The sequence below is a fragment of the Falsihalocynthiibacter sp. SS001 genome (genome assembly GCF_042445055.1).
GTDB lineage: Bacteria > Pseudomonadota > Alphaproteobacteria > Rhodobacterales > Rhodobacteraceae > Falsihalocynthiibacter.
In genome coordinates, this window is record NZ_CP170339.1 from 1,746,323 (window position 1) to 1,764,078 (window position 17,756).

The window sequence follows — 17,756 nt, forward strand, 5'->3', positions numbered from 1 at the left end:
CTTTAGAAGGCGCGACATGCCGCTTGAACTGCGATAGCACATGCCTGAGCCCGCAGTAACAGGAGCAACCATGTCCGCAACGCTAATCATCCTTGCGCACCCCAATCCAACGAGCTTTTCACATGCGGTGGCCGCGCGGATAAGCGAGCTCCGTAGAGGTGACGTTCAGGTTATTGATTTGTATCGTGAAAAGCCGATTTCATGGCTCCCGGATGGGGCGAATTTTGAGGCGCAGTTGAGCGCGTATCAGGCGCAGGTATTAGCCGCGAAAGAGATTTTCTTTGTCTTCCCTTGCTGGTGGGGGGATTGTCCGGCGATCATGCGACATTGGTTTGATTGTGTGTTCAGCCAAGGATTTGCGTTCGGAACTGACGCAAAAAATCCAGAAGGGTTGCTGAAGGGCCGACGGTGTCATGTCATTATGAGTGCCGGAACACCCGCTTGGCGATATCGGCTGAACGGCGTTGCGCGCGCGATGCGCCGAATTTGGGTGACGAACCGCATCGCGTTTTGCGGGATGGAGCTAGGCTCGTTTCAATTGATTGGTGGGATGGATCAGGCGGGGCGCAATGACGCCGCAGCGCTGAAACGCATTGCCAAAGCAATCAGTTAATCACCCCGCAGCAATTTGGACCGATCAGACAGAGCGACGCAAAGCCGTTCACGAAGCGCACGCAGGCGCGGTGTCTCGGCATAGTCCGAGTGGCTCGCAACCCAGATCGGCACGCTCATGTTCGGAGAGGCGCAACGCCGCAGTTGCGGACAGCGATCCCCAACGAACCTCGGCAAAAATGTCCGCCCAAGCCCCGCAATTGCGAGTTGCGACAAAGTCTGAAAGCTATCCGCCGCTGCAACGGTTGTCTCGGCGGCGACATTCTCCTGTATCCACGCCGCTGGCGATGAGCGGGTGAGGGGGCCGCTCAGGCCAATCCAGTTTTTCGCATTCTCGGGTGGGACATCGCGCGCCACATAAACCGCAAAGAACATGAGAGCCGCCTTTTCACCAACTAGGTTCTCATCAAGCTGCGCCGCAGGTCGAATAGTTATGTCGGCCTGAAGGCGCGACAAATCCACATGCGCATTCGTTGAAAGAAGCTCCATCCGAAGCTGTTTTGTCTGGGACTGTATTTCGGCGGCAATTTCGGGAAGTAAGTGATAGCAAAATGTATCCGTTGACGTGACGCGCACAGTGCCGTGCCATTCGGGCGCATGCCCTCCAACAAGATTCTGGACGACCGAAATGGCGTTCTCTGCTTCGCGTGCGGCTTCGATCACATTTAGTTTATGTGAGAGCACCTGATACCCATGGGCTGTGCGCTCAAATATCGCCGCTCCGTGGCGGGTCTCAAAACTCGATATGCGCCGTAAAACCGTCGCATGATTGACGCCAAGGCTCTGTGCCGCTTTGGAAACAGAGCCGAAATCGGCAACCGCCAAAACATAGCGAAGGTCGTCCCAGTTCTCCTTGTGCATAAATTCACAGTCCTTCTGCATTTTTATTGACTGGCTATGTTTTTTTTAACAGGTAACCTCATGTTCATAACTCTTTGCAAGGGATACTCTTATGAAACGTTTTTCCATGGTACTTGTTGGTGCACTTATTATTTCTTCAGGCGCTTCTGTCTTCGCCGCAGATGACGCGGAAATCGCTGCCGCCGTTGAAGCGCGTCAGGCACACATGAAAGATTACGGCAAGCAACTCGGTATTCTCGGCAATATGGCGCAGGGCAAAGCGGACTATGATGCCGAAGCTGCTGCGTCCGCGGCGGATGCACTTGTAGAATTGACCAAGGCGGATCAATCTGGCTTCTGGCTTCCAGGGTCTGACAACACAGCCTTTGAGAAAAGCCGCGCGCTTCCTGGTCTTTGGGCAGAAGATTCCAAGGCGATGGAATATGGCGCTGACCTAAGCGAAGCAGCGATGGCCATGGCGGCGGTTGCTGGTGATGGGCTTGATGGCGTCAAGGCGAACCTCGGTGCTGTTGGCGGCGCTTGTGGGGCGTGTCACAAGGCGTATCGTGCTCCTGAAAAATAGCTCTTTGCTCTGAGCAACAGAGTAAATTCAAGGGGGCGATATGGCTTCTTTTTCAACCATCGCACTACGCAGCGGGCTTGGGCTCGCTGCGATTGCTGTTGTGGGATTACTTATTACACGGCCAGAAAAGCTAGAGCCGAACGCGCTTGAAGGGTTGGTTGCCAATCCAGAGAATGGCGCATTGGTTTATGCGGCGATGGGCTGTGCGTCCTGCCATTCGGCACCTGAAGGCGTTGAATACCCTGACGGCGCGCTCGGCGGTGGTAAGCGGTTTCCAAGCCCGTTTGGCACATTCGTTGCCCCTAATATATCGACGCACCCTACGACAGGGATCGGGGCGTGGAGCGATTTGGATATCGCCAATGCTGTCCTGTTGGGGACGTCGCCGTCGGGCGAGCATCTCTACCCAGCATTTCCTTATGCTACCTACACGCGGGCGGAGTTACAGGATGTTGTTGATTTGATCGCGCATCTGCGCAGCTTACCTGCCGTGGATACCCCGAACGAGCCCCACGAGATCAGCTTCCCTATGAATATGCGGGTGCTGCTTGGAGGCTGGAAACTTTTGTTCTTGGATCGTGACTGGATCATCACGTCAGATTTAACACCCGAGCAAGAACGCGGACGCTATCTGGTTGAGGCAATGGGCCACTGTGGCGAATGCCATACGCCGCGCAATGTTCTGGGTGGAATGATCACGTCCGAATGGCTCGCGGGTGCGGCCAATGCAGCGGGTGAGGGGCGCATACCAAACATCACGACTGGCGATCTGGAATGGTCCGCAGGCGACGTGGCGGAGTACCTATCGTCAGGTTTTACACCTGAGTTTGATACCGCAGGTGCCGAGATGGCCGAGGTGATTGAAAACACGTCGCAACTGCCGCAAGAAGATCGAGACGCAATCGCCGCGTATCTTCAAATCGTGCCACCCCACGAAAACAAATAGGCCGAACGATTTTGCGTTCGGCCCAGTAAAACGTCGAATTTTTTATACGCTCTTTATTAACCACCCCAGGAGCGCACTGGGCCGCAGTCCATATGGACAAAGTTGGAGCGGCTGTAGCGACCAACTCCACCGGCTTTGCATGACGCCGCTGCGCGGGCCATTTGGGAAACCGACCGCGATTTCAAACGTAGATCTGCGGCTTGTCCCGTCATATGCAATGACTTCTTGGCAACACCACTCGAACGCGAGCGCAAGAGCCGGTTAGTTTTTGGCGTACGATAACCGGATAGGAGCATGAAAGGCTCTGTTACGTCCAACAGGTTGTGGGACGCAGTGATGATGTCGATTGTACGTGTGTCGATGTTTGTCGCTTCGTCTTGGCGCCAATCGCGCATGAAATGATTGATTTGGGCGAGGGACTGTTTGATGTATTTGCCTTCGATCCAATAGATCATGTCAATGCTTTCGCCAGTACGTTGCGAGTACATTTTGATGCGGCGGATGTCTCCGCTACCACGTAAGAAGCCAGCAGCATTTGAGTAGGTGGGCGCCGCAACCACGGCTGTAGCTGCGAATGCCCCCAATAGGCTTCGGCGGGATAAACCCGTAGTCTTGCATGTCGTCATGAGTACTGCCCGTTCAAGTTTTTTGGGCCACGATCGAGCGCGGCCATGCATTTTTCCCCAGATGCACAAATTTTATGGCACAGCTCCCTTTTTTCTCCAAGAGGTGATTCTAGAGAATTTCAAGATTTCGTGAAAATAGGCGAATTTTTGCTGAATTGACCTATATGGCGGGCTTTTGGCTGGGGAGAGATCAAATGTTAATCATTTTGGCTACACTCTCCAAAAGAGTTCGGAAAACGCGCAAACGTGATTAGATAGTTTGTTGATTTTGAACCTAGACTTACGTATTCGGCCAAAAAAAGAATTTGATGAGGATAAGATGATTTTGTCGCGAGCGCGTGCTTCCAGTTTCCTAATTATGCTGACATTGATGTTTGCATCGATCGTCGCACCAAGCCGTGCTGACGCCGAGATTACGGCGTTCAAACAGGCCGTCGCCGAAGAATCATCCAAGAGTAAAGCGGTCGCGGAATTCTATCGCGCGCGCAATTTCGAGCCAATCTGGACACAAAAAGGTGGCCAAGATGCCGCGCGTCGCGCCGCCTTGCTTCAGGCGATCTCGAATGCAGGCGTGCATGGCCTTCCTGTTGCGCGCTATGATCTGGACACAGTCAAGAACGGCCTGCGCGAAGTTAATTCCCAGCGCGAGCTCGGCCATCTTGAAGTCAAGCTCAGCCGCCTCTTCCTGCGTTATGCGCACGATCTCTCGAGCGGGGTGGTGACGCCCTCAAAGGTTGATAGCGGCATTGTGCGCAAGGTTCCGCGCTATAACTCTACCAAAATGCTTGAGGCCTTCGCAAAATCCTCTCCCGCTGGCTTTCTGAAGAATTTGGCGCCCAAGGATCCCGAGTATCTGCGCCTTACCAAAGAAAAGCTGCGGCTAGAGAAAATTATTGATAACGGCGGCTGGGGCGAGCAAGTTCCTTCGCAAAAACTTGAGCCCGGCGATAGCGGTCGTGGCGTTGTTGCGCTTCGTAACCGCTTGATTGCAATGGGTTACCTCAAGCGGACAGCGAGCCAAGCTTATGACGTCAACATGCAAAAAGCGGTGCAACAGTTCCAGCTTGCGCATGGACTTGCGTCTGACGGTGTCGCCGGAAGCGGTACGATTGCCGAGGTGAACCAAGGACCTCAGGACCGTTTGAAATCGGTTATGGTCGCAATGGAACGCGAGCGTTGGCTGAACCGTCTTGAGCGTGGCGAGCGTCACGTCTGGGTCAATATCACCGATTTCCACGCGCGCATTATTGATGATGGCAAGGTAACATTCGAAACCCGTTCGGTGGTTGGCAAGAACACCGAAGATCGCCGCACGCCAGAGTTTTCCGATGTCATGGAGCATATGGTTATCAATCCGACATGGAATGTGCCGCGCTCTATCGCCGTGAAAGAGTATCTTCCGATGCTCAAGAAAAACCCCAACGCCGTGTCACATCTGCGCTTAATCAACTCGCGTGGCCAAATCGTGAGCCGAGCAAACAAAGACTTTAACCAATATACGCAGCGCAGCTTTCCTTACGCGATCAAGCAACCGCCGAGCCAGAGCAATGCGTTGGGGCTTGTAAAGTTTATGTTCCCGAATTCGCACAACATCTATTTGCACGACACACCGCAAAAGAACCTGTTTGGCCGCGAGAGCCGCGCCTTTAGCCACGGGTGCATCCGTCTGCGCGATCCTCAGGATTTCGCCTTTGCGTTGCTGGCCCGTCAGGAAGCGGACCCAGAAGGTTATTTCAAGGCGCGTTTGAACACGGGCAAGGAAACAACTGTTCCGCTGAAACAGACTGTTCCGGTCCATATTGTCTATCGGACCGCAATCAGTGATCCCAAGGGGCAAATGAACTATCGCCGCGACGTTTACGGACGTGACGCAAAGATATTTGAGGCAATGATGAACGCTGGGGTTTCATTGCGCGAGGTTCGTAGCTAAATCTTCCCCATAGGATGGGGAGCATTATGGTTCACACAATCGCAGAAATCGCAGAGGCTCTTGGGGCGCAGGCTTTCGGGAAACTGGATTTTGAAATATCGGGCGTGTCCGAACCCGCGAGCGCGACGGCTTCGGATCTCGCCTTGGCGATGGATCAGAAGTACGAAGAAGGCCTTGGCCAAGGCGCGGCGCAGGCGGCAATACTCTGGCAAGGCGCGGATTGGGAGGCTCTTGGCCTTAAGGCTGCGATCTTTGTTCCGCGCCCCAGATACGCGATGTCGGGTCTGACCTCGCTTCTCGATCCCGGTCCGCAAATCGACGGTATTCATTGCACCGCAGTAATCGACCCCAGCGCGAGCGTCGGAGCCAATGCTGCTATCGGGCCGTTCGTCGTGATTGGTGCGGGCGCCAAGATAGGCGCAAATGCGCGTATCTCTAGCCATTGTAGCATCGAAGAAGGCGCCAACATCGGTGACAACGCGTTGTTGCGCGCAGGTGTGCGGATCGGTGCGCGAGTACAGATTGGCGACGATTTCATTGCCAATCACGGAGCCGTTGTCGGCGCGGACGGGTTTTCATTTGTGACGCCGGAAAAATCAGGTGTCGAGAAAGCGCGTGAAAGCCTTGGCGACCAAGGCGAAACAAATGCTCAAAGCTGGACACGGATTCACAGCCTCGGCGCGGTCTCTATCGGTGATAATGTCGAGATCGGCGCAAATGTAACGATTGATCGTGGCACAATTCGCAACACCGCGATTGGATCGGGCAGCAAGTTGGATAATCAGGTGCACATTGGCCATAACGTTCAGGTCGGTGAAGACTGTCTTCTCTGTGGTCAGGTTGGGATCGCGGGTTCTACGCGCATCGGGAACCGTGTTGTCATGGGCGGACAATGCGGCGCTAGCGACAATATATTCATTGGCGATGACGTTGTCGCGGGTGGCGCGACCAAGGTATTCACCAATGTTCCTGCGGGCCGAGTTATCCTCGGAAGTCCTGCGGTGAAAATGGAGAGCCAGATGGAGATACAGAAAGCAATGCGCCGTCTGCCGCGCCTGATGACGCAATTCCGCGAACTTCAAAAAACTGTTTCAAACTTGGTGCAAAAAGACTAGATCAGCCCAGAGCAGAAGGGGCAATCAATGCCAAACGTACAAAAAAAAATCTATGAAATTATCGCCGAGCAAGCCGTTCTGGATGTTTCGGATGTAACACCAGAAAGCACTCTCGATAGCCTTGGAATCGATAGCCTTGGATTGGTCGAGTCTATCTTTGCAATCGAAGAAGCCTTTGACATTCAGGTGCCCTTTAACGCCAATGATCCGTCCGAGAGCGAATTCGACATTTCGTCTGTGCAGTCCATCGTGGGCGCGGTTCAAGGCCTTGTGGACGAGCAACAGTCGTGAAGCGCGTTGTCATTACGGGGCAGGGCGCGATCAATGCGCTTGGCCACACCGCCACTGCAACGATGGAGGCAATGCGCGAGGGACGATGCGGCATCGGCCCGCTTCAGTTTCGTGACGTAGAGCGGTTGTCCATCACCATTGGCGGGCAAGTGACGGACTACGATGCCGAACAGCTCTTCAATCGCCAGCAGATCGCTCTCTATGATCGCTACACCCAGTTCACGTTGATCGCTGCCAAAGAAGCGATGGCGCAATCGGGTATCGAATTCGAAGGGCAGCTCTCGTATCGTTCCGGGGTTATTCTGGGGACTGCCGGGGGCGGAATGAACACGCAGGACGAGAATTATCGTTCAGTATATGAAGAAGGTAAAAACCGCGTTCACCCCTTTGTTGTACCCAAATTGATGAACAACGCCGCGACTTCGCACGTCTCGATGGAGTATAACCTCAAGGGGCCGAGCTTTACCGTAGCGACAGCATGCGCCAGCTCCAATCACGCGATGGGGCAGGCATTTAATATGATCCGTTGCGGCATGGCGGATGCGATGCTGACAGGTGGTTCGGAAAGTATGCTGTGCTTTGGCGGTGTCAAAGCATGGGAAGGATTGCGCGTGATGACGCGTGATGCCTGTCGTCCGTTCTCGGCCAATCGAAATGGCATGGTGCAGGGCGAGGGTGCGGCCGTGTTCGTCTTTGAGGAGTACGAGCATGCGCGCGCACGTGGCGCAGAGATCCTTGCGGAGGTCGTTGGCTTTGCTATGAGTTCGGATGCTTCGGATATTGTGATGCCATCCAAGCAAGGCGCGGCGCGTGCGATTGCGGGGGCGTTGCAAGATGCCAAACTTGATCCCTCGCAAGTGGCCTATGTAAATGCGCACGGCACGGGGACTGCGGCAAATGATAAAACCGAATGCGCCGCGGTTGCGGATGTTTTCGGAACGGCTGCGGATGATCTGATGATTAGTTCGACCAAATCGATGCACGGGCATTTGATTGGCGGCACGGGCGCGGTCGAATTGCTGGCCTGCATTATGGCGCTGCGTGACGGGGTTATTGCCCCGACGATCGGCTATGAGCAGGAAGATCCAGAGTGCGCGCTTGATGTGGTGCCGAATATCGCGCGTGAAGCTAAGGTCGAGCATGTGCTCTCGAACGCGTTTGCGTTTGGCGGGTTGAATGCTGTTTTGGCGCTAAAACGTATTTAGTGGAATTGCCCGCGCTCTATTAGAACGCGGGCAAATGACTTATTCGGCGTTAAGCATCTCAACCAATTTGTCATAGGCTGCGGTAAACCCTGTGAGGGATACTTGGGCCGTGACTGTTTGGTCTGGTGCAACTGCTGGAATGATCTGAAGGTCAGCAACGCTGCCTTTCTTGTATGCGGCGATGTCTTCTTGAAGGAAGCCAAGACGACCGATACAGCCAACGCTGCTACACCACGCAAAAGGATAGCGGCGTGCGTTTGTTCCATCCACTGCGATCAAGATACCCGGTGCGAGCATTGTGTCGAGCGGCGTAATGATTGTCGCGCCAGCAACGGCTTTGTTGCCGTCTTCGTTGATCGGGAAGAGCGAAATCTCGGCAAATGGGCCTTCTTCGTTGCGAAGAAGTTGATACATCTGGCACGGGTCTTTCTCGGTGTCAGTTTTGGCGCAGCGAAGCTCCCAATCGCCGGAAGTTTCTAGCAAGTATTCCTCGCCCACTTCGGCATCGTCTTTGCCAGGCAAACCGGGGTGTACTGGCTGGCCTGTCGAGAGCTCCTCAACCGGAGCGCTTGGTGCTGTTTCCGTTGCTTCTGTCGCCTCGGCGTTCTCAGCAGTGCTCGCATCTTGTGCAATTGCGAATGTGGGCAATGCGATGACGCATGCTGCAAAAATGGATTTCGTCGCAATATTCATATTTGGTCCGTTCTTGTTGCTCGTTTACCCGCATTTATCACGTCTGTACGGGGCTGTCAGGATTGAATTTATCGAATGCGTCGCTCGGTTATGAATTGTGAACAGATGGGCAAGTATATGCTGATGCGTATCTTGCATCTATTTTGCCGCGCCATGGTGGCCCAATTTTGATGACATGAAGGCAATGAAAAAGGGCCTTGAAACCAAGGCCCTTTTTGATGTCGCTCCCTGTCGGACTTGCCGACCAATATTATTAAGCAGCACGCTACGTTCTTGTTTTATATCCGTCAACAGGAAAACTGTGCTTTTTTGTAAAGATTTGCGAAATAATTTTCCATACGAATAAATGCCGCGCCCGAAGGCGACGGCATCTATTTAGAAGGAAAGCGTTCAAACAAAGGGAGACTATTGCCTGAACACTGTTTACGCTATCTGATGTAAATTAAGATTATGTTACGATTGGATAATTCTGCGCATTACGGAGAATAACTATGGCTACGGATCAGCTCGATACAATTTTTATTGGCGGTGGAGGTGTTGACTATACCGACCCTCAGAGGCTGAAGCTCAAATACGCGAACCGTCACGGCTTGATCGCGGGCGCTACTGGTACGGGTAAAACAGTTACGTTACAGATTTTGGCCGAGGGATTTTCCAAGGCGGGCGTGCCTGTATTCCTTTCGGACGTGAAGGGGGACCTTTCGGGACTGGCGGCTTCGGGGAGCGAGGCTTTCAAGCTGCACGAGTCCTTTACATCACGGGCGCAGAAGATCGGCTTTACCGAATACGACTATCGTGCGTTTCCCGTCACGTTCTGGGATGTCTTCGGCGAGCAGGGGCATCCCGTGCGCACAACCGTTGCCGAGATGGGGCCGCTTTTGCTCTCGCGGATGTTGGAGCTGTCCGAGGCACAAGAAGGTATTCTGAATATCGCGTTTCGACTTGCGGACGAAGAAGGGTTGCCGCTTCTGGACTTGAAAGATTTGCAAGCGCTCTTGGTTTGGCTGGGAGAAAACGCGGGCAAACTTACACTGCGCTACGGTACGGTTTCATCCCAATCCATTGGAGTTATTCAACGCCGTCTATTGGTGCTTGAGAACCAAGGCGGCGCTGGGATTTTCGGCGAGCCAGCCTTGGCTCTTTCGGACCTTATGAAGGTAAACGAGGCGGGCGATGGACAGGTGAATATCCTCGCTGCGGACAAACTCATGGGCGCGCCGACGCTCTATGCGACCTTCCTGTTATGGTTGTTGAGCGAGTTGTTTGAGGAGCTACCCGAAGTTGGCGATCCTGATAAGCCCAAGCTCGTTTTCTTCTTTGATGAGGCTCATTTGCTCTTTGACGACGCCAGCAAGGCGCTGGTGGACAAAGTTGAACAGGTCGCGCGTTTGATTCGATCAAAAGGGGTGGGTGTCTATTTCATCACCCAAAGCCCAGATGACGTTCCCGAGGATATTCTGGGACAGCTTGGTAATCGCGTACAACACGCTCTGCGCGCTTTCACCGCGAAGGACCGCAAGGCGCTTCGACTCGCCGCCGAGACCTATCGCGACAACCCGCGTTTCTCCACCGAAGACGTTATCCGCGAGGTCGGAGTTGGCGAAGCCGTGACGAGTATGCTTGAGAAAAAAGGCATCCCCGGAATTGTGGAACGCACCCTAATCCGCCCGCCAAGTAGCCAGCTCGGCCCGATAACCAAGGAAAAACGTGCCGAAGTGATTGCCGGCTCGCCTGTGGCGGGAAAATACGAAACGTTACTTGATCGTCACTCAGCGTATGAAATTCTTGCCGCCCGTGCGGAGGAGGCAGCAAAGGCAGCAGAGCAGATCGAGAATGAGTTGGAGGATGCCCCCGCCATTGAGCGCGAATACAAAACGGCGCGGCGCTATCACGGAAGTCGGGTAGGCCGCTCAAGTGCCCGCTCTACGCGCGCCACGTCCAATCGTACGACCAAGAGTTTTGGCGAAGCGATGACAAACGCCGTCATCAAAGAGTTGAACGGAACCACAGGCCGCCGGATCGTACGGGGCATTCTTGGCGGGATTTTCAAAGGGCGATAGCAATATGACGATTTTGATGGACGAGGCAGCGCTAAACACTTTCCTTAAGGAGCGCTTTCCACAGGCGGATGGTTTTGTGGTCCGCGAAGTGACTCAAGACGGCTGTGTCGTGGAAATGCCGACCCGTGATGGGCATCTGCGTCCGGGGGGAACAGTCTCTGGGCCAACGATGTTTGCGCTTGCGGATGTGGCTGTTTACTTGGCGATCTTGGCGCGGATAGGGCCTGTTGAGCTTGCTGTAACGACCAACGCGAGTATTGATTTTATGCGTAAGCCAATCGCGGGCAAGCCACTTGTCGCTACGGCACGATTGTTAAAGCTTGGGCGTGTTCTGGCAGTTGGCGATGTATTGATACAATCTGAGGGAGCGAGTGGCCCCGTGGCGCGTGCGACGGCGACATACTCGATTCCACCCACAAGATAGGTACAATTGTAATTGCAATTGGTACAAAAAAGGCCGGAGCATTGCCCCGGCCAGGAAGAGGTTCCGAAAGGGGGGATGTTAATCCTTCCAGAACGGACGACGGGCCTCCGTAAGAGCCTCGCCGCGTGTGATACCGATGTCTTTGAGATCGGAATCCGTCATATTGTTAAGGGAACGTCGTGTTCTCGCTCGTTGATCCCATTTCGTGACAATGACCGCCACGCGCAACGCAAGTAGCCCAAGTGGTGGAAGCGTACGGCGGCTCTCTAGATAGTTCAGGGGCCGCGTGTGGTTTGCTGATGTCATTGTCATGGCTATTTCCTAATCTGTGTTGGTACAATCCGTTTGCTGTTTCGTGATTTGGTGATACAATCGGTACAAATTCATGTCCAACGAAAGATTGTGATGAATACAATTTGGTTCCCCGATCTGTCCGTGGCTCAAGGGCCCAAGTACAAAACGCTCACCAATGCGATCCGCGATGCGGTTGTTACAGGGCAGCTTGCCAAGGGCGAACGCCTTCCGCCGGTGCGTGATTTGGCTTGGGCGTTGAAGATCACACCGGGAACCGTAGCGCGTGCATATCGCTGGCTTGTGGAGGATGGTGTGCTTCAGGCGGCTGTTGGGCGCGGGACATTCGTGGCCGAACGCAGCTATGCCCGTGCGAACCCAGAGGACAGCCTGATTAATGTTGTGAATGACAGCGCAGTTGATTTTCGCAGCTGTCGAGTGCCGGATTTGGGGCAGGGCGAAGTCATAAACAACATCCTTGCGCGTGTAGCCCGCAACGCTGAAAACAAATTCGTCGATTATCCAACTTTCGTTACCGATGTGGCAGCGCGGCGAGCGGTTCGCGAATGGATCGGTCCAACCCATGCCGGTAGGTTTGACGAGGATGATGTTGTGTTGGGTGTCGGGGCGCAAAACTGTTGTATCCTTGCGCTTCAAACTATCCTGCGGGGCGCGCATCCTGTTATCATGACCGAACAGCTCGCCTATCCTGGCGTGCGTCGTGCTGCGCAACTCTTGCGGGCCGAAATTGTTGGGGTGAAAATGGACAGTCAGGGCATCATTCCCGAGGCATTTGAGGAAGCGGTGCGCCAGCATGGCGGGCAGGTATTACTGACCTCTGCTGAAGTCCACAGCCCGACGACCATTAACACACCGTTCGAACGCAAGCGCCAGATCGCTGAAATAGCGCGTCATCATAACGTTCAGATTATCGAGGACGATTGCCATCGGATCGCGACGCCGAAATCGCTCTCATATCGCGCCATCGCGCCGGAACTTGCGTGGTATATCGGCTCTCTGACCAAGAGTGTCGCGGCCAGTTTGCGCTTTGGGTATATGGTGCCACCTGTTGATCTGGCACCAGTGACACGGCAGGTTGCGCAGTCGAACTTCTATGGCCTGCCGCAACCTATCTTGGATCTCTGCGAGGAGTTGATCCTCTCTGGTGCGGCGAGTGATATTCGTAAACAGGTTGTGCAAAGCTGCCAATCCCGTGTGCATGAGGCTCTGAACACTTTGGGGCGTTGGGATATCCGTTGGCGTCCGGATGCACCGTTTATCTGGCTGAAAATGCCCAAGGGATGGCGTGGCTCGAGCTTTGCAGTGGCATGCAAAACAAGGGGTATACGCGTGAAACCCGCAGATGAATTTGCCCTGCCGGACGGAAACTCTCCAAACGCTGTGCGCCTTGCGATTAACGCGGGCGGCGATACGGATCGTCGGACCTCAGCATTAAGAGAGATCAACAATATCCTGCAACATCCCGAACAGGACGCGGAAATTTAGCTTGAAATCGCGAAATAGTATGGGGTATTATTATACCTAATTGTTAATGTGTTGTTTTTGCTTGTTTATTTAGGTGTTTTTGCACTTGTTTCTGCGCGCAACGTCTTTATAACCCGCTCATCAATTCACGGTATGGGGTTTGCCCATACTCTCATCCGACTCTGATAGGGTATTTACATGAAAACCTTCTCTGCGACTCCAGCAGATATCGATAAAAAGTGGATCATCATCGACGCCGAAGGCGTTGTTTTGGGCCGCCTTGCTTCGATCATCGCTACACGCTTGCGCGGTAAGCACAAGCCTTCGTTCACACCTTCTATGGATATGGGCGACAACGTTATTGTTATCAACGCTGACAAAATTCAGCTGACTGGCAAAAAACGTGACGACAAAATCTACTACTGGCACACTGGTCACCCTGGTGGCATCAAACAGCGCACAGCACGTCAAATCATCGAGGGCCAATACCCCGAGCGCGTTTTGACTAAAGCTGTTCAGCGCATGTTGCCTGGCAACCGTCTGAGCCGCAAGCTCATGACAAACCTGCGCGTTTATGCAGGCACAGAGCACGGCCACGAAGCCCAGTCACCTGAAGTTCTGGACGTGAAAGCCATGAACTCCAAAAACTCGCGGGGTGCATAAGCATGTCTGAAGAAATCAAAACACTCGACGATCTGAACACAGTTGTTGACGGCGTTTCCGCAGAAGAAGTCGCCGCTCCTCGTGAGCCAGTTCGCGACAGCCTCGGCCGTTCGTATGCGACTGGTAAGCGTAAAGACGCGGTTGCTCGCGTTTGGATCAAGCCTGGTTCCGGCAAAATCACAGTAAACGGCAAAGATATGCCTGTTTACTTTGCACGCCCAGTGTTCCAAATGATCCTTCGTCAGCCTTTCACTGTTGCTGGCGTTGAAGGCGAATTCGACGTTGTTGCAACTGTTAAAGGTGGCGGTCTTTCCGGCCAAGCTGGCGCGGTTAAGCACGGTATCTCGAAAGCGCTTCAACTTTACGAACCCTCCTTGCGCGGTGCGCTTAAGGCGGCTGGCTTCCTCACACGCGATAGCCGCGTTGTTGAGCGTAAGAAGTTCGGTAAGGCAAAAGCCCGTAAGAGCTTCCAGTTCTCCAAGCGTTAAGTTTTGGGAATTACCAATTCAAAGGGTCGCGAATTTCGCGGCCCTTTTTTAATGGTCCGCGTCGATCAGACCTAGCCCGCGCAAATAGATTCCGATGCCTGTTTCAAGCAGGTCTTCGGGCGGGAAGGGCGCAATGATGCCGGGTGCGCCCCGCGCAAAGAGTTCCACAACACCGTGGCTCAGCGCCAGAATATGTGCCGAGAACATGCTGGCCGGTGGGCGTTTGTCCGCGGGGATGTGCTGAGAGAGTTCGCTGGCGGCGCGCTCAAGTGTTCCCTTGGCCTTTTTCGCGGCGGCGGCGAGTTCTGGCGTGCGGTTAACGGAAATTCCGCTCTCAAACATCGCCACGTAATGGCCCGGATGACGGCGCGCAAACGCGAGATATGCCCTTCCAGTTGCCTCAAAACTCGCGAGGGCAGAAGGCTGGCCTGTCGAGTAGGCATACTCCATCAAATCCCCAAAGATTTCATAGCCTTGCAGGGCAACTTCGGCGATCAAATCCTCGCGCCCTTCGAAATGACGATAAACCGCAGCAGGAGTTACGCCCGCAGTTTTGGCCGCTTCAGAGAGCGTGAAACCGTTCGGGCCCTTGGATTCAATGAGGCTTAGGGCCGCTTCTACCAATGCTTGCCGAAGGTTTCCGTGGTGATAACCGCGTTTCTTAACCATTCCACACACCGAGGTCGCCGCAAATCAATGGATCAGGATCGCCCATTGGGACTTTACCCTCGTAGTCGAAATCGCGAAGGATCGCTTTAATCGTGGCAATCCGTGCGCGCTTTTTGTCGTCGGATCTCACGATGGTCCATGGCGCGCCGTCGAAGTCGCTCTTTTTAAGGGTCTCGAAAATTGCGTCGGTGTAGGTGTCCCATTTCTTGAGGCCTTCGACGTCAATATTGCTGAGTTTCCATTGCTTTAGCGGGTCTTTCTCGCGATCAAGGAAACGGCGCAATTGCTCGGCGCGACCGACGTTGAGCCAGACCTTCTTGAAGTAATATCCTTCATTCGCAAGCATCTTTTCAAAGTAGGGTAGCTGTGAGAAAAAATGATCGCGTTGATCTGGTGTACAGAAGCCAAATACGTGCTCAACCACGCCACGATTGTACCAGCTCCGATCAAACAGCGTGATTTCACCCACCGTCGGGAGGTGATCAACATAGCGTTGGAAATACCACTCACCGGCTTCGCGGTCATTTGGTTTGGGCAGGGCAACAACCTTGGCGGTTCGAGGATTAAGATTGGCACGTATGCGTTTGATAACGCCGCCTTTTCCTGCTGCGTCTCGCCCTTCGAAGACAATGAGGATACGCTTGCCCTGTGCCTTTACATGGGATTGGAGTTTGACCAATTCGCATTGCAGAGCCTCGATCTCGTCCTCGTAATCACCCTTCTTCATTGTGCGGCGATAAGGGTAATCCGACGCCAGAATTTCGTCCTTGTCGGCGGATTTAATCGCTTCTCGGACGTCTTCTGGGGCTTCTTCGTTGAAATATCGGCTTATTGCGCCATCGAAAGGCAAATCCATCGGAAGTCTCCTGATTTATTCAAGTATGGCGTGCAGATAGCGGCATTTCAACCAGCTTTGGTTCCAATCTCGTCTAGGTTATATTTCGTTGTTTGGTAAATATCGTTGATCCAGTTGCCATAGAGCAAATGCGCGTGGCTTCTCCAACGATTTTGCGGCTGTTTGGTCGGATCATCGTTCGGATAGTAATTTTTCGGAACGTTGATCGCGTTCCCTGCCTCAACATCGCGGTCATATTCCTCTTTGAGCGTTCCAGAGTCATATTCAAAGTGGTTGAAAATATAGAGCGCACGATGATCGGGATCCTCTACCAAACAAGGGCCGGATTCGTCACTTCCAAGGAGCGTCGTCAGGTTTTGCGCGGCATCAATTTCTGACTGCCGTATTTCCGTCCAGCGACTTACGGGTATGACGAAATCGTCCGAAAAACCACGCAGATATGGCGAGCTGGGATTGAGATTCTGATGACGGTAGCATCCGAAAATCTTGTGGTCGAGCACGTGTTTCTGAACACCGTGAAGGTGATGGATCATCGCCATTCCGCCCCAGCAAACGCCGAAGGTCGAGTGGACGTTGGTCTGGGTCCAGTCCATAATCTCGCGCAGCTCGTCCCAATATGTCACTTCCTCAAAAGGAAGGTGCTCAATCGGCGCGCCGGTGATCAAGAGGCCGTCAAACTTGCGGTCCTTGATCTCTGCGAAGGTGCGATAAAACGTCTCCATGTGCTCCGCAGCGGTATTTTTTGTCTGGTGCTCGCTCATGCGGATGAGTGTTAGCTCAATCTGAAGCGGTGTTGCCCCGATCAGACGCGCGAACTGGGTCTCGGTCTGGATTTTCTTGGGCATCAGATTCAAGAGGCCAATCTGGAGCGGGCGGATGTCCTGACGAGAGGCTTGTTGCTCGTCCATCACCATCACGCCCTCGCTCGAGAGAACCTCGTAAGCGGGAAGGGTGGATGGGATTTTGATCGGCATGTAACTGTCTCTTTTTTCTGAGTTGAAGTGGATAGATAGGCCGCTTAGGCGCGGTTCTCAAGGGTTTGACGAACAAGGTCTTCAAAATCTTGTGGGGTTTTCAGACGCGCGATTTCACTCGCCGGAACGGAAACGCCCCAGTTCTCGGCCATCGCACGATATCGCGGTTGGCGCGCGGTCAAGGCACGGCGGTATGCGGCGCGAATAAAGTCGTTCGGATCAACCTTGCTCCCGTCGATATCGCGCTCCTCTAGGTATTCGGTCCAGAATGGCAAAAGGAAGCTGGATTGATAGCACATAGGCTTGGGTGAGCGGTTGAAGCGGTCAATGAGCGCTTGGGTGTGTTCTTCGCTGCCTTCAATCCAGATCATGAGTGTTTCGCCGGAGAGAGTCTTGAGCACCTCATCGTCTGGATTCCAAGGATCGACAACCTCGCAAATCGAGCCGCCAGAGTCGCAGATGAAATTCTGATAGCCATAGAGTTCGAGCGCGCGCTTGATGAAATAGGGGGTATCCAACAGGGCGCTGACCTCTGCGATGTGGTGTTGCTTCTGACGGCGCATGTATTCTTCGATGGGAAGGCCGCCGAGCTCGGGATTTCCCGGCTTGCCAAGATAGGTGGAAAGCGGGTCGAGATTCTCGAAGGTCAGGTTTGAGGCAATATAGATGCTATCGCTGCGCAGAAGCTCCGCGAGGAATGGATCCTGTAGCGCATGAGCCTTGAAGTTATCGACGATAAACTCGCCCATATACCGCGTGCCGATACGGTAATCGATCGAGTAATGGAACCATTCGCCAGAGGCGCGCAACATATTGGAAACATGCGTTTTGCCAAGGCCCGACATTCCAAACAGAAGGGCACGTTTTTGTGGCGACTGAGTCCATTCTTGGGCGGAGGGGATCATGCGTTACGCTTTCGAGTTGTGTTTTCCTCTCGTAGCGAGCAAGGCGGTGACGGTCAATTCCGCGCGCAAAGAAAAGGCTCCGCCGTTGCCAGCGAAGCCC

20 protein-coding genes are annotated in these 17,756 nt (G+C 53.7%); 12 read left to right on the plus strand and 8 right to left on the minus strand.

All coding sequences use genetic code 11. The features are described 5' to 3' along the window. Nucleotides 1–70: 70 nt before the first annotated feature. Nucleotides 71–613, plus strand: coding sequence for an NAD(P)H-dependent oxidoreductase (locus ACFE33_RS08410; protein ID WP_380052266.1), 543 nt, complete (start codon nucleotides 71–73; stop codon nucleotides 611–613). Here the strand turns inward: ACFE33_RS08410 and ACFE33_RS08415 are convergent. Continuing rightward, a complete protein-coding gene (locus tag ACFE33_RS08415; RefSeq protein WP_380052269.1) occupies nucleotides 610–1,473 on the minus strand; it encodes a LysR family transcriptional regulator in 864 nt (287 codons plus the stop codon). The genes ACFE33_RS08410 and ACFE33_RS08415 overlap by 4 nt on opposite strands. 91 nt (nucleotides 1,474–1,564) lie before the next feature. Here ACFE33_RS08415 and ACFE33_RS08420 point away from each other — a divergent pair, with 91 nt between their 5' ends. Together ACFE33_RS08420 and ACFE33_RS08425 are read left to right on the plus strand one after the other, a co-directional pair. Further along, complete coding sequence (locus tag ACFE33_RS08420; RefSeq protein WP_380052272.1) at nucleotides 1,565–2,035, plus strand: c-type cytochrome; 471 nt, start codon at nucleotides 1,565–1,567, stop codon at nucleotides 2,033–2,035. 40 nt (nucleotides 2,036–2,075) lie between these two features. Beyond that, a complete protein-coding gene (locus ACFE33_RS08425; protein WP_380052275.1) occupies nucleotides 2,076–2,981 on the plus strand; it encodes a c-type cytochrome in 906 nt (301 codons plus the stop codon). Between the two features lie 56 nt (nucleotides 2,982–3,037). Here the strand turns inward: ACFE33_RS08425 and ACFE33_RS08430 are convergent, their stop codons facing one another. Then, complete coding sequence (locus tag ACFE33_RS08430) at nucleotides 3,038–3,607, minus strand: YcbK family protein (protein ID WP_380052278.1); 570 nt, start codon at nucleotides 3,605–3,607, stop codon at nucleotides 3,038–3,040. A gap of 319 nt (nucleotides 3,608–3,926) precedes the next feature. On the opposite strand from ACFE33_RS08430, the gene ACFE33_RS08435 reads away from it, so the two are divergent. Genes ACFE33_RS08435 through ACFE33_RS08450 form a run of 4 tightly spaced genes read left to right on the plus strand, consistent with a single transcriptional unit; the run spans nucleotide 3,927 to nucleotide 8,148 of the window. Then, complete coding sequence (locus ACFE33_RS08435) at nucleotides 3,927–5,537, plus strand: murein L,D-transpeptidase (protein ID WP_380052281.1); 1,611 nt, start codon at nucleotides 3,927–3,929, stop codon at nucleotides 5,535–5,537. 26 nt (nucleotides 5,538–5,563) lie between these two features. Beyond that, nucleotides 5,564–6,652: a UDP-3-O-(3-hydroxymyristoyl)glucosamine N-acyltransferase gene (gene lpxD / locus ACFE33_RS08440; protein ID WP_380052283.1), complete on the plus strand. Its 1,089-nt coding sequence runs from the start codon at nucleotides 5,564–5,566 to the stop codon at nucleotides 6,650–6,652. A 27-nt stretch (nucleotides 6,653–6,679) separates the two neighbouring features. Next, the gene (locus ACFE33_RS08445; RefSeq protein WP_380052285.1) at nucleotides 6,680–6,943 is read left to right on the plus strand and encodes an acyl carrier protein; all 264 of its coding nucleotides are present in this window, start codon (nucleotides 6,680–6,682) and stop codon (nucleotides 6,941–6,943) included. Beyond that, nucleotides 6,940–8,148 (plus strand): beta-ketoacyl-[acyl-carrier-protein] synthase family protein, encoded by a 1,209-nt coding sequence (locus ACFE33_RS08450; RefSeq protein WP_380052287.1) that lies wholly within the window; start codon nucleotides 6,940–6,942, stop codon nucleotides 8,146–8,148. The genes ACFE33_RS08445 and ACFE33_RS08450 overlap by 4 nt, the downstream gene beginning before the upstream one ends. A 39-nt stretch (nucleotides 8,149–8,187) precedes the next feature. Here ACFE33_RS08450 and ACFE33_RS08455 read toward each other — a convergent pair whose 3' ends face one another. Then, nucleotides 8,188–8,841, minus strand: coding sequence for an invasion associated locus B family protein (locus tag ACFE33_RS08455; protein WP_380052289.1), 654 nt, complete (start codon nucleotides 8,839–8,841; stop codon nucleotides 8,188–8,190). 491 nt (nucleotides 8,842–9,332) lie between these two features. Between ACFE33_RS08455 and ACFE33_RS08460 the strand changes: the two genes are divergently transcribed. Both ACFE33_RS08460 and ACFE33_RS08465 read left to right on the plus strand, forming a co-directional pair. Beyond that, nucleotides 9,333–10,901, plus strand: coding sequence for a helicase HerA-like domain-containing protein (locus ACFE33_RS08460; RefSeq protein ID WP_380052291.1), 1,569 nt, complete (start codon nucleotides 9,333–9,335; stop codon nucleotides 10,899–10,901). Nucleotides 10,902–10,905: 4 nt separating this feature from the next. Beyond that, nucleotides 10,906–11,325, plus strand: a complete 420-nt coding sequence (locus tag ACFE33_RS08465; RefSeq protein WP_380052293.1) for a PaaI family thioesterase — start codon at nucleotides 10,906–10,908, stop codon at nucleotides 11,323–11,325. Nucleotides 11,326–11,403: 78 nt separating this feature from the next. Here ACFE33_RS08465 and ACFE33_RS08470 read toward each other — a convergent pair whose 3' ends face one another. Then, a complete protein-coding gene (locus ACFE33_RS08470) occupies nucleotides 11,404–11,637 on the minus strand; it encodes a DUF1127 domain-containing protein (RefSeq protein WP_380052295.1) in 234 nt (77 codons plus the stop codon). Between the two features lie 93 nt (nucleotides 11,638–11,730). Here ACFE33_RS08470 and ACFE33_RS08475 point away from each other — a divergent pair, with 93 nt between their 5' ends. From ACFE33_RS08475 to rpsI, 3 genes are all read left to right on the plus strand, one after another. After that, entirely contained in the window at nucleotides 11,731–13,122 is a 1,392-nt protein-coding gene (locus ACFE33_RS08475; protein ID WP_380052297.1) for a PLP-dependent aminotransferase family protein, read from the plus strand. A gap of 177 nt (nucleotides 13,123–13,299) precedes the next feature. Next, nucleotides 13,300–13,764, plus strand: coding sequence for a 50S ribosomal protein L13 (gene rplM / locus ACFE33_RS08480; RefSeq protein ID WP_380052299.1), 465 nt, complete (start codon nucleotides 13,300–13,302; stop codon nucleotides 13,762–13,764). Nucleotides 13,765–13,766: 2 nt separating this feature from the next. After that, nucleotides 13,767–14,252, plus strand: a complete 486-nt coding sequence (rpsI, locus tag ACFE33_RS08485; protein WP_380052301.1) for a 30S ribosomal protein S9 — start codon at nucleotides 13,767–13,769, stop codon at nucleotides 14,250–14,252. Between the two features lie 48 nt (nucleotides 14,253–14,300). Here the strand turns inward: rpsI and ACFE33_RS08490 are convergent, their stop codons facing one another. Genes ACFE33_RS08490 through ACFE33_RS08505 form a run of 4 tightly spaced genes read right to left on the minus strand, consistent with a single transcriptional unit; the run spans nucleotide 14,301 to nucleotide 17,656 of the window. Then, a complete protein-coding gene (locus tag ACFE33_RS08490) occupies nucleotides 14,301–14,921 on the minus strand; it encodes a TetR/AcrR family transcriptional regulator (RefSeq protein ID WP_380052303.1) in 621 nt (206 codons plus the stop codon). Continuing rightward, nucleotides 14,914–15,777 carry a polyphosphate kinase 2 gene (ppk2, locus tag ACFE33_RS08495; protein WP_380052305.1) on the minus strand — a complete coding sequence of 288 codons (864 nt, stop codon included), beginning with the start codon at nucleotides 15,775–15,777 and terminating at the stop codon, nucleotides 14,914–14,916. The genes ACFE33_RS08490 and ppk2 overlap by 8 nt, the downstream gene beginning before the upstream one ends. Nucleotides 15,778–15,824: 47 nt before the next feature. Then, on the minus strand, nucleotides 15,825–16,751 hold the full coding sequence (metA, locus tag ACFE33_RS08500; protein WP_380052307.1) for a homoserine O-succinyltransferase: 927 nt from the start codon (nucleotides 16,749–16,751) through the stop codon (nucleotides 15,825–15,827). 44 nt (nucleotides 16,752–16,795) lie between these two features. After that, the gene (locus ACFE33_RS08505; protein ID WP_380052309.1) at nucleotides 16,796–17,656 is read right to left on the minus strand and encodes an ATPase; all 861 of its coding nucleotides are present in this window, start codon (nucleotides 17,654–17,656) and stop codon (nucleotides 16,796–16,798) included. Between the last annotated feature and the right edge of the window lie 100 nt (nucleotides 17,657–17,756).

Excerpts from the sequence above, each read along its gene's own strand:
- ACFE33_RS08410 (WP_380052266.1), top strand. The coding sequence starts at position 71 with ATGTCCGCAACGCTAATCATCCTTGCGCACCCCAATCCAACGAGCTTT.
- ACFE33_RS08415 (WP_380052269.1), bottom strand. The coding sequence starts at position 1,473 with ATGCACAAGGAGAACTGGGACGACCTTCGCTATGTTTTGGCGGTTGCC.
- ACFE33_RS08420 (WP_380052272.1), top strand. The coding sequence starts at position 1,565 with ATGAAACGTTTTTCCATGGTACTTGTTGGTGCACTTATTATTTCTTCA.
- ACFE33_RS08425 (WP_380052275.1), top strand. The coding sequence starts at position 2,076 with ATGGCTTCTTTTTCAACCATCGCACTACGCAGCGGGCTTGGGCTCGCT.
- ACFE33_RS08430 (WP_380052278.1), bottom strand. The coding sequence starts at position 3,607 with ATGACGACATGCAAGACTACGGGTTTATCCCGCCGAAGCCTATTGGGG.
- ACFE33_RS08435 (WP_380052281.1), top strand. The coding sequence starts at position 3,927 with ATGATTTTGTCGCGAGCGCGTGCTTCCAGTTTCCTAATTATGCTGACA.
- lpxD (WP_380052283.1), top strand. The coding sequence starts at position 5,564 with ATGGTTCACACAATCGCAGAAATCGCAGAGGCTCTTGGGGCGCAGGCT.
- ACFE33_RS08445 (WP_380052285.1), top strand. The coding sequence starts at position 6,680 with ATGCCAAACGTACAAAAAAAAATCTATGAAATTATCGCCGAGCAAGCC.
- ACFE33_RS08455 (WP_380052289.1), bottom strand. The coding sequence starts at position 8,841 with ATGAATATTGCGACGAAATCCATTTTTGCAGCATGCGTCATCGCATTG.
- ACFE33_RS08460 (WP_380052291.1), top strand. The coding sequence starts at position 9,333 with ATGGCTACGGATCAGCTCGATACAATTTTTATTGGCGGTGGAGGTGTT.
- ACFE33_RS08465 (WP_380052293.1), top strand. The coding sequence starts at position 10,906 with ATGACGATTTTGATGGACGAGGCAGCGCTAAACACTTTCCTTAAGGAG.
- ACFE33_RS08470 (WP_380052295.1), bottom strand. The coding sequence starts at position 11,637 with ATGACAATGACATCAGCAAACCACACGCGGCCCCTGAACTATCTAGAG.
- ACFE33_RS08475 (WP_380052297.1), top strand. The coding sequence starts at position 11,731 with ATGAATACAATTTGGTTCCCCGATCTGTCCGTGGCTCAAGGGCCCAAG.
- rplM (WP_380052299.1), top strand. The coding sequence starts at position 13,300 with ATGAAAACCTTCTCTGCGACTCCAGCAGATATCGATAAAAAGTGGATC.
- rpsI (WP_380052301.1), top strand. The coding sequence starts at position 13,767 with ATGTCTGAAGAAATCAAAACACTCGACGATCTGAACACAGTTGTTGAC.
- ACFE33_RS08490 (WP_380052303.1), bottom strand. The coding sequence starts at position 14,921 with ATGGTTAAGAAACGCGGTTATCACCACGGAAACCTTCGGCAAGCATTG.
- ppk2 (WP_380052305.1), bottom strand. The coding sequence starts at position 15,777 with ATGGATTTGCCTTTCGATGGCGCAATAAGCCGATATTTCAACGAAGAA.
- metA (WP_380052307.1), bottom strand. The coding sequence starts at position 16,751 with ATGCCGATCAAAATCCCATCCACCCTTCCCGCTTACGAGGTTCTCTCG.
- ACFE33_RS08505 (WP_380052309.1), bottom strand. The coding sequence starts at position 17,656 with ATGATCCCCTCCGCCCAAGAATGGACTCAGTCGCCACAAAAACGTGCC.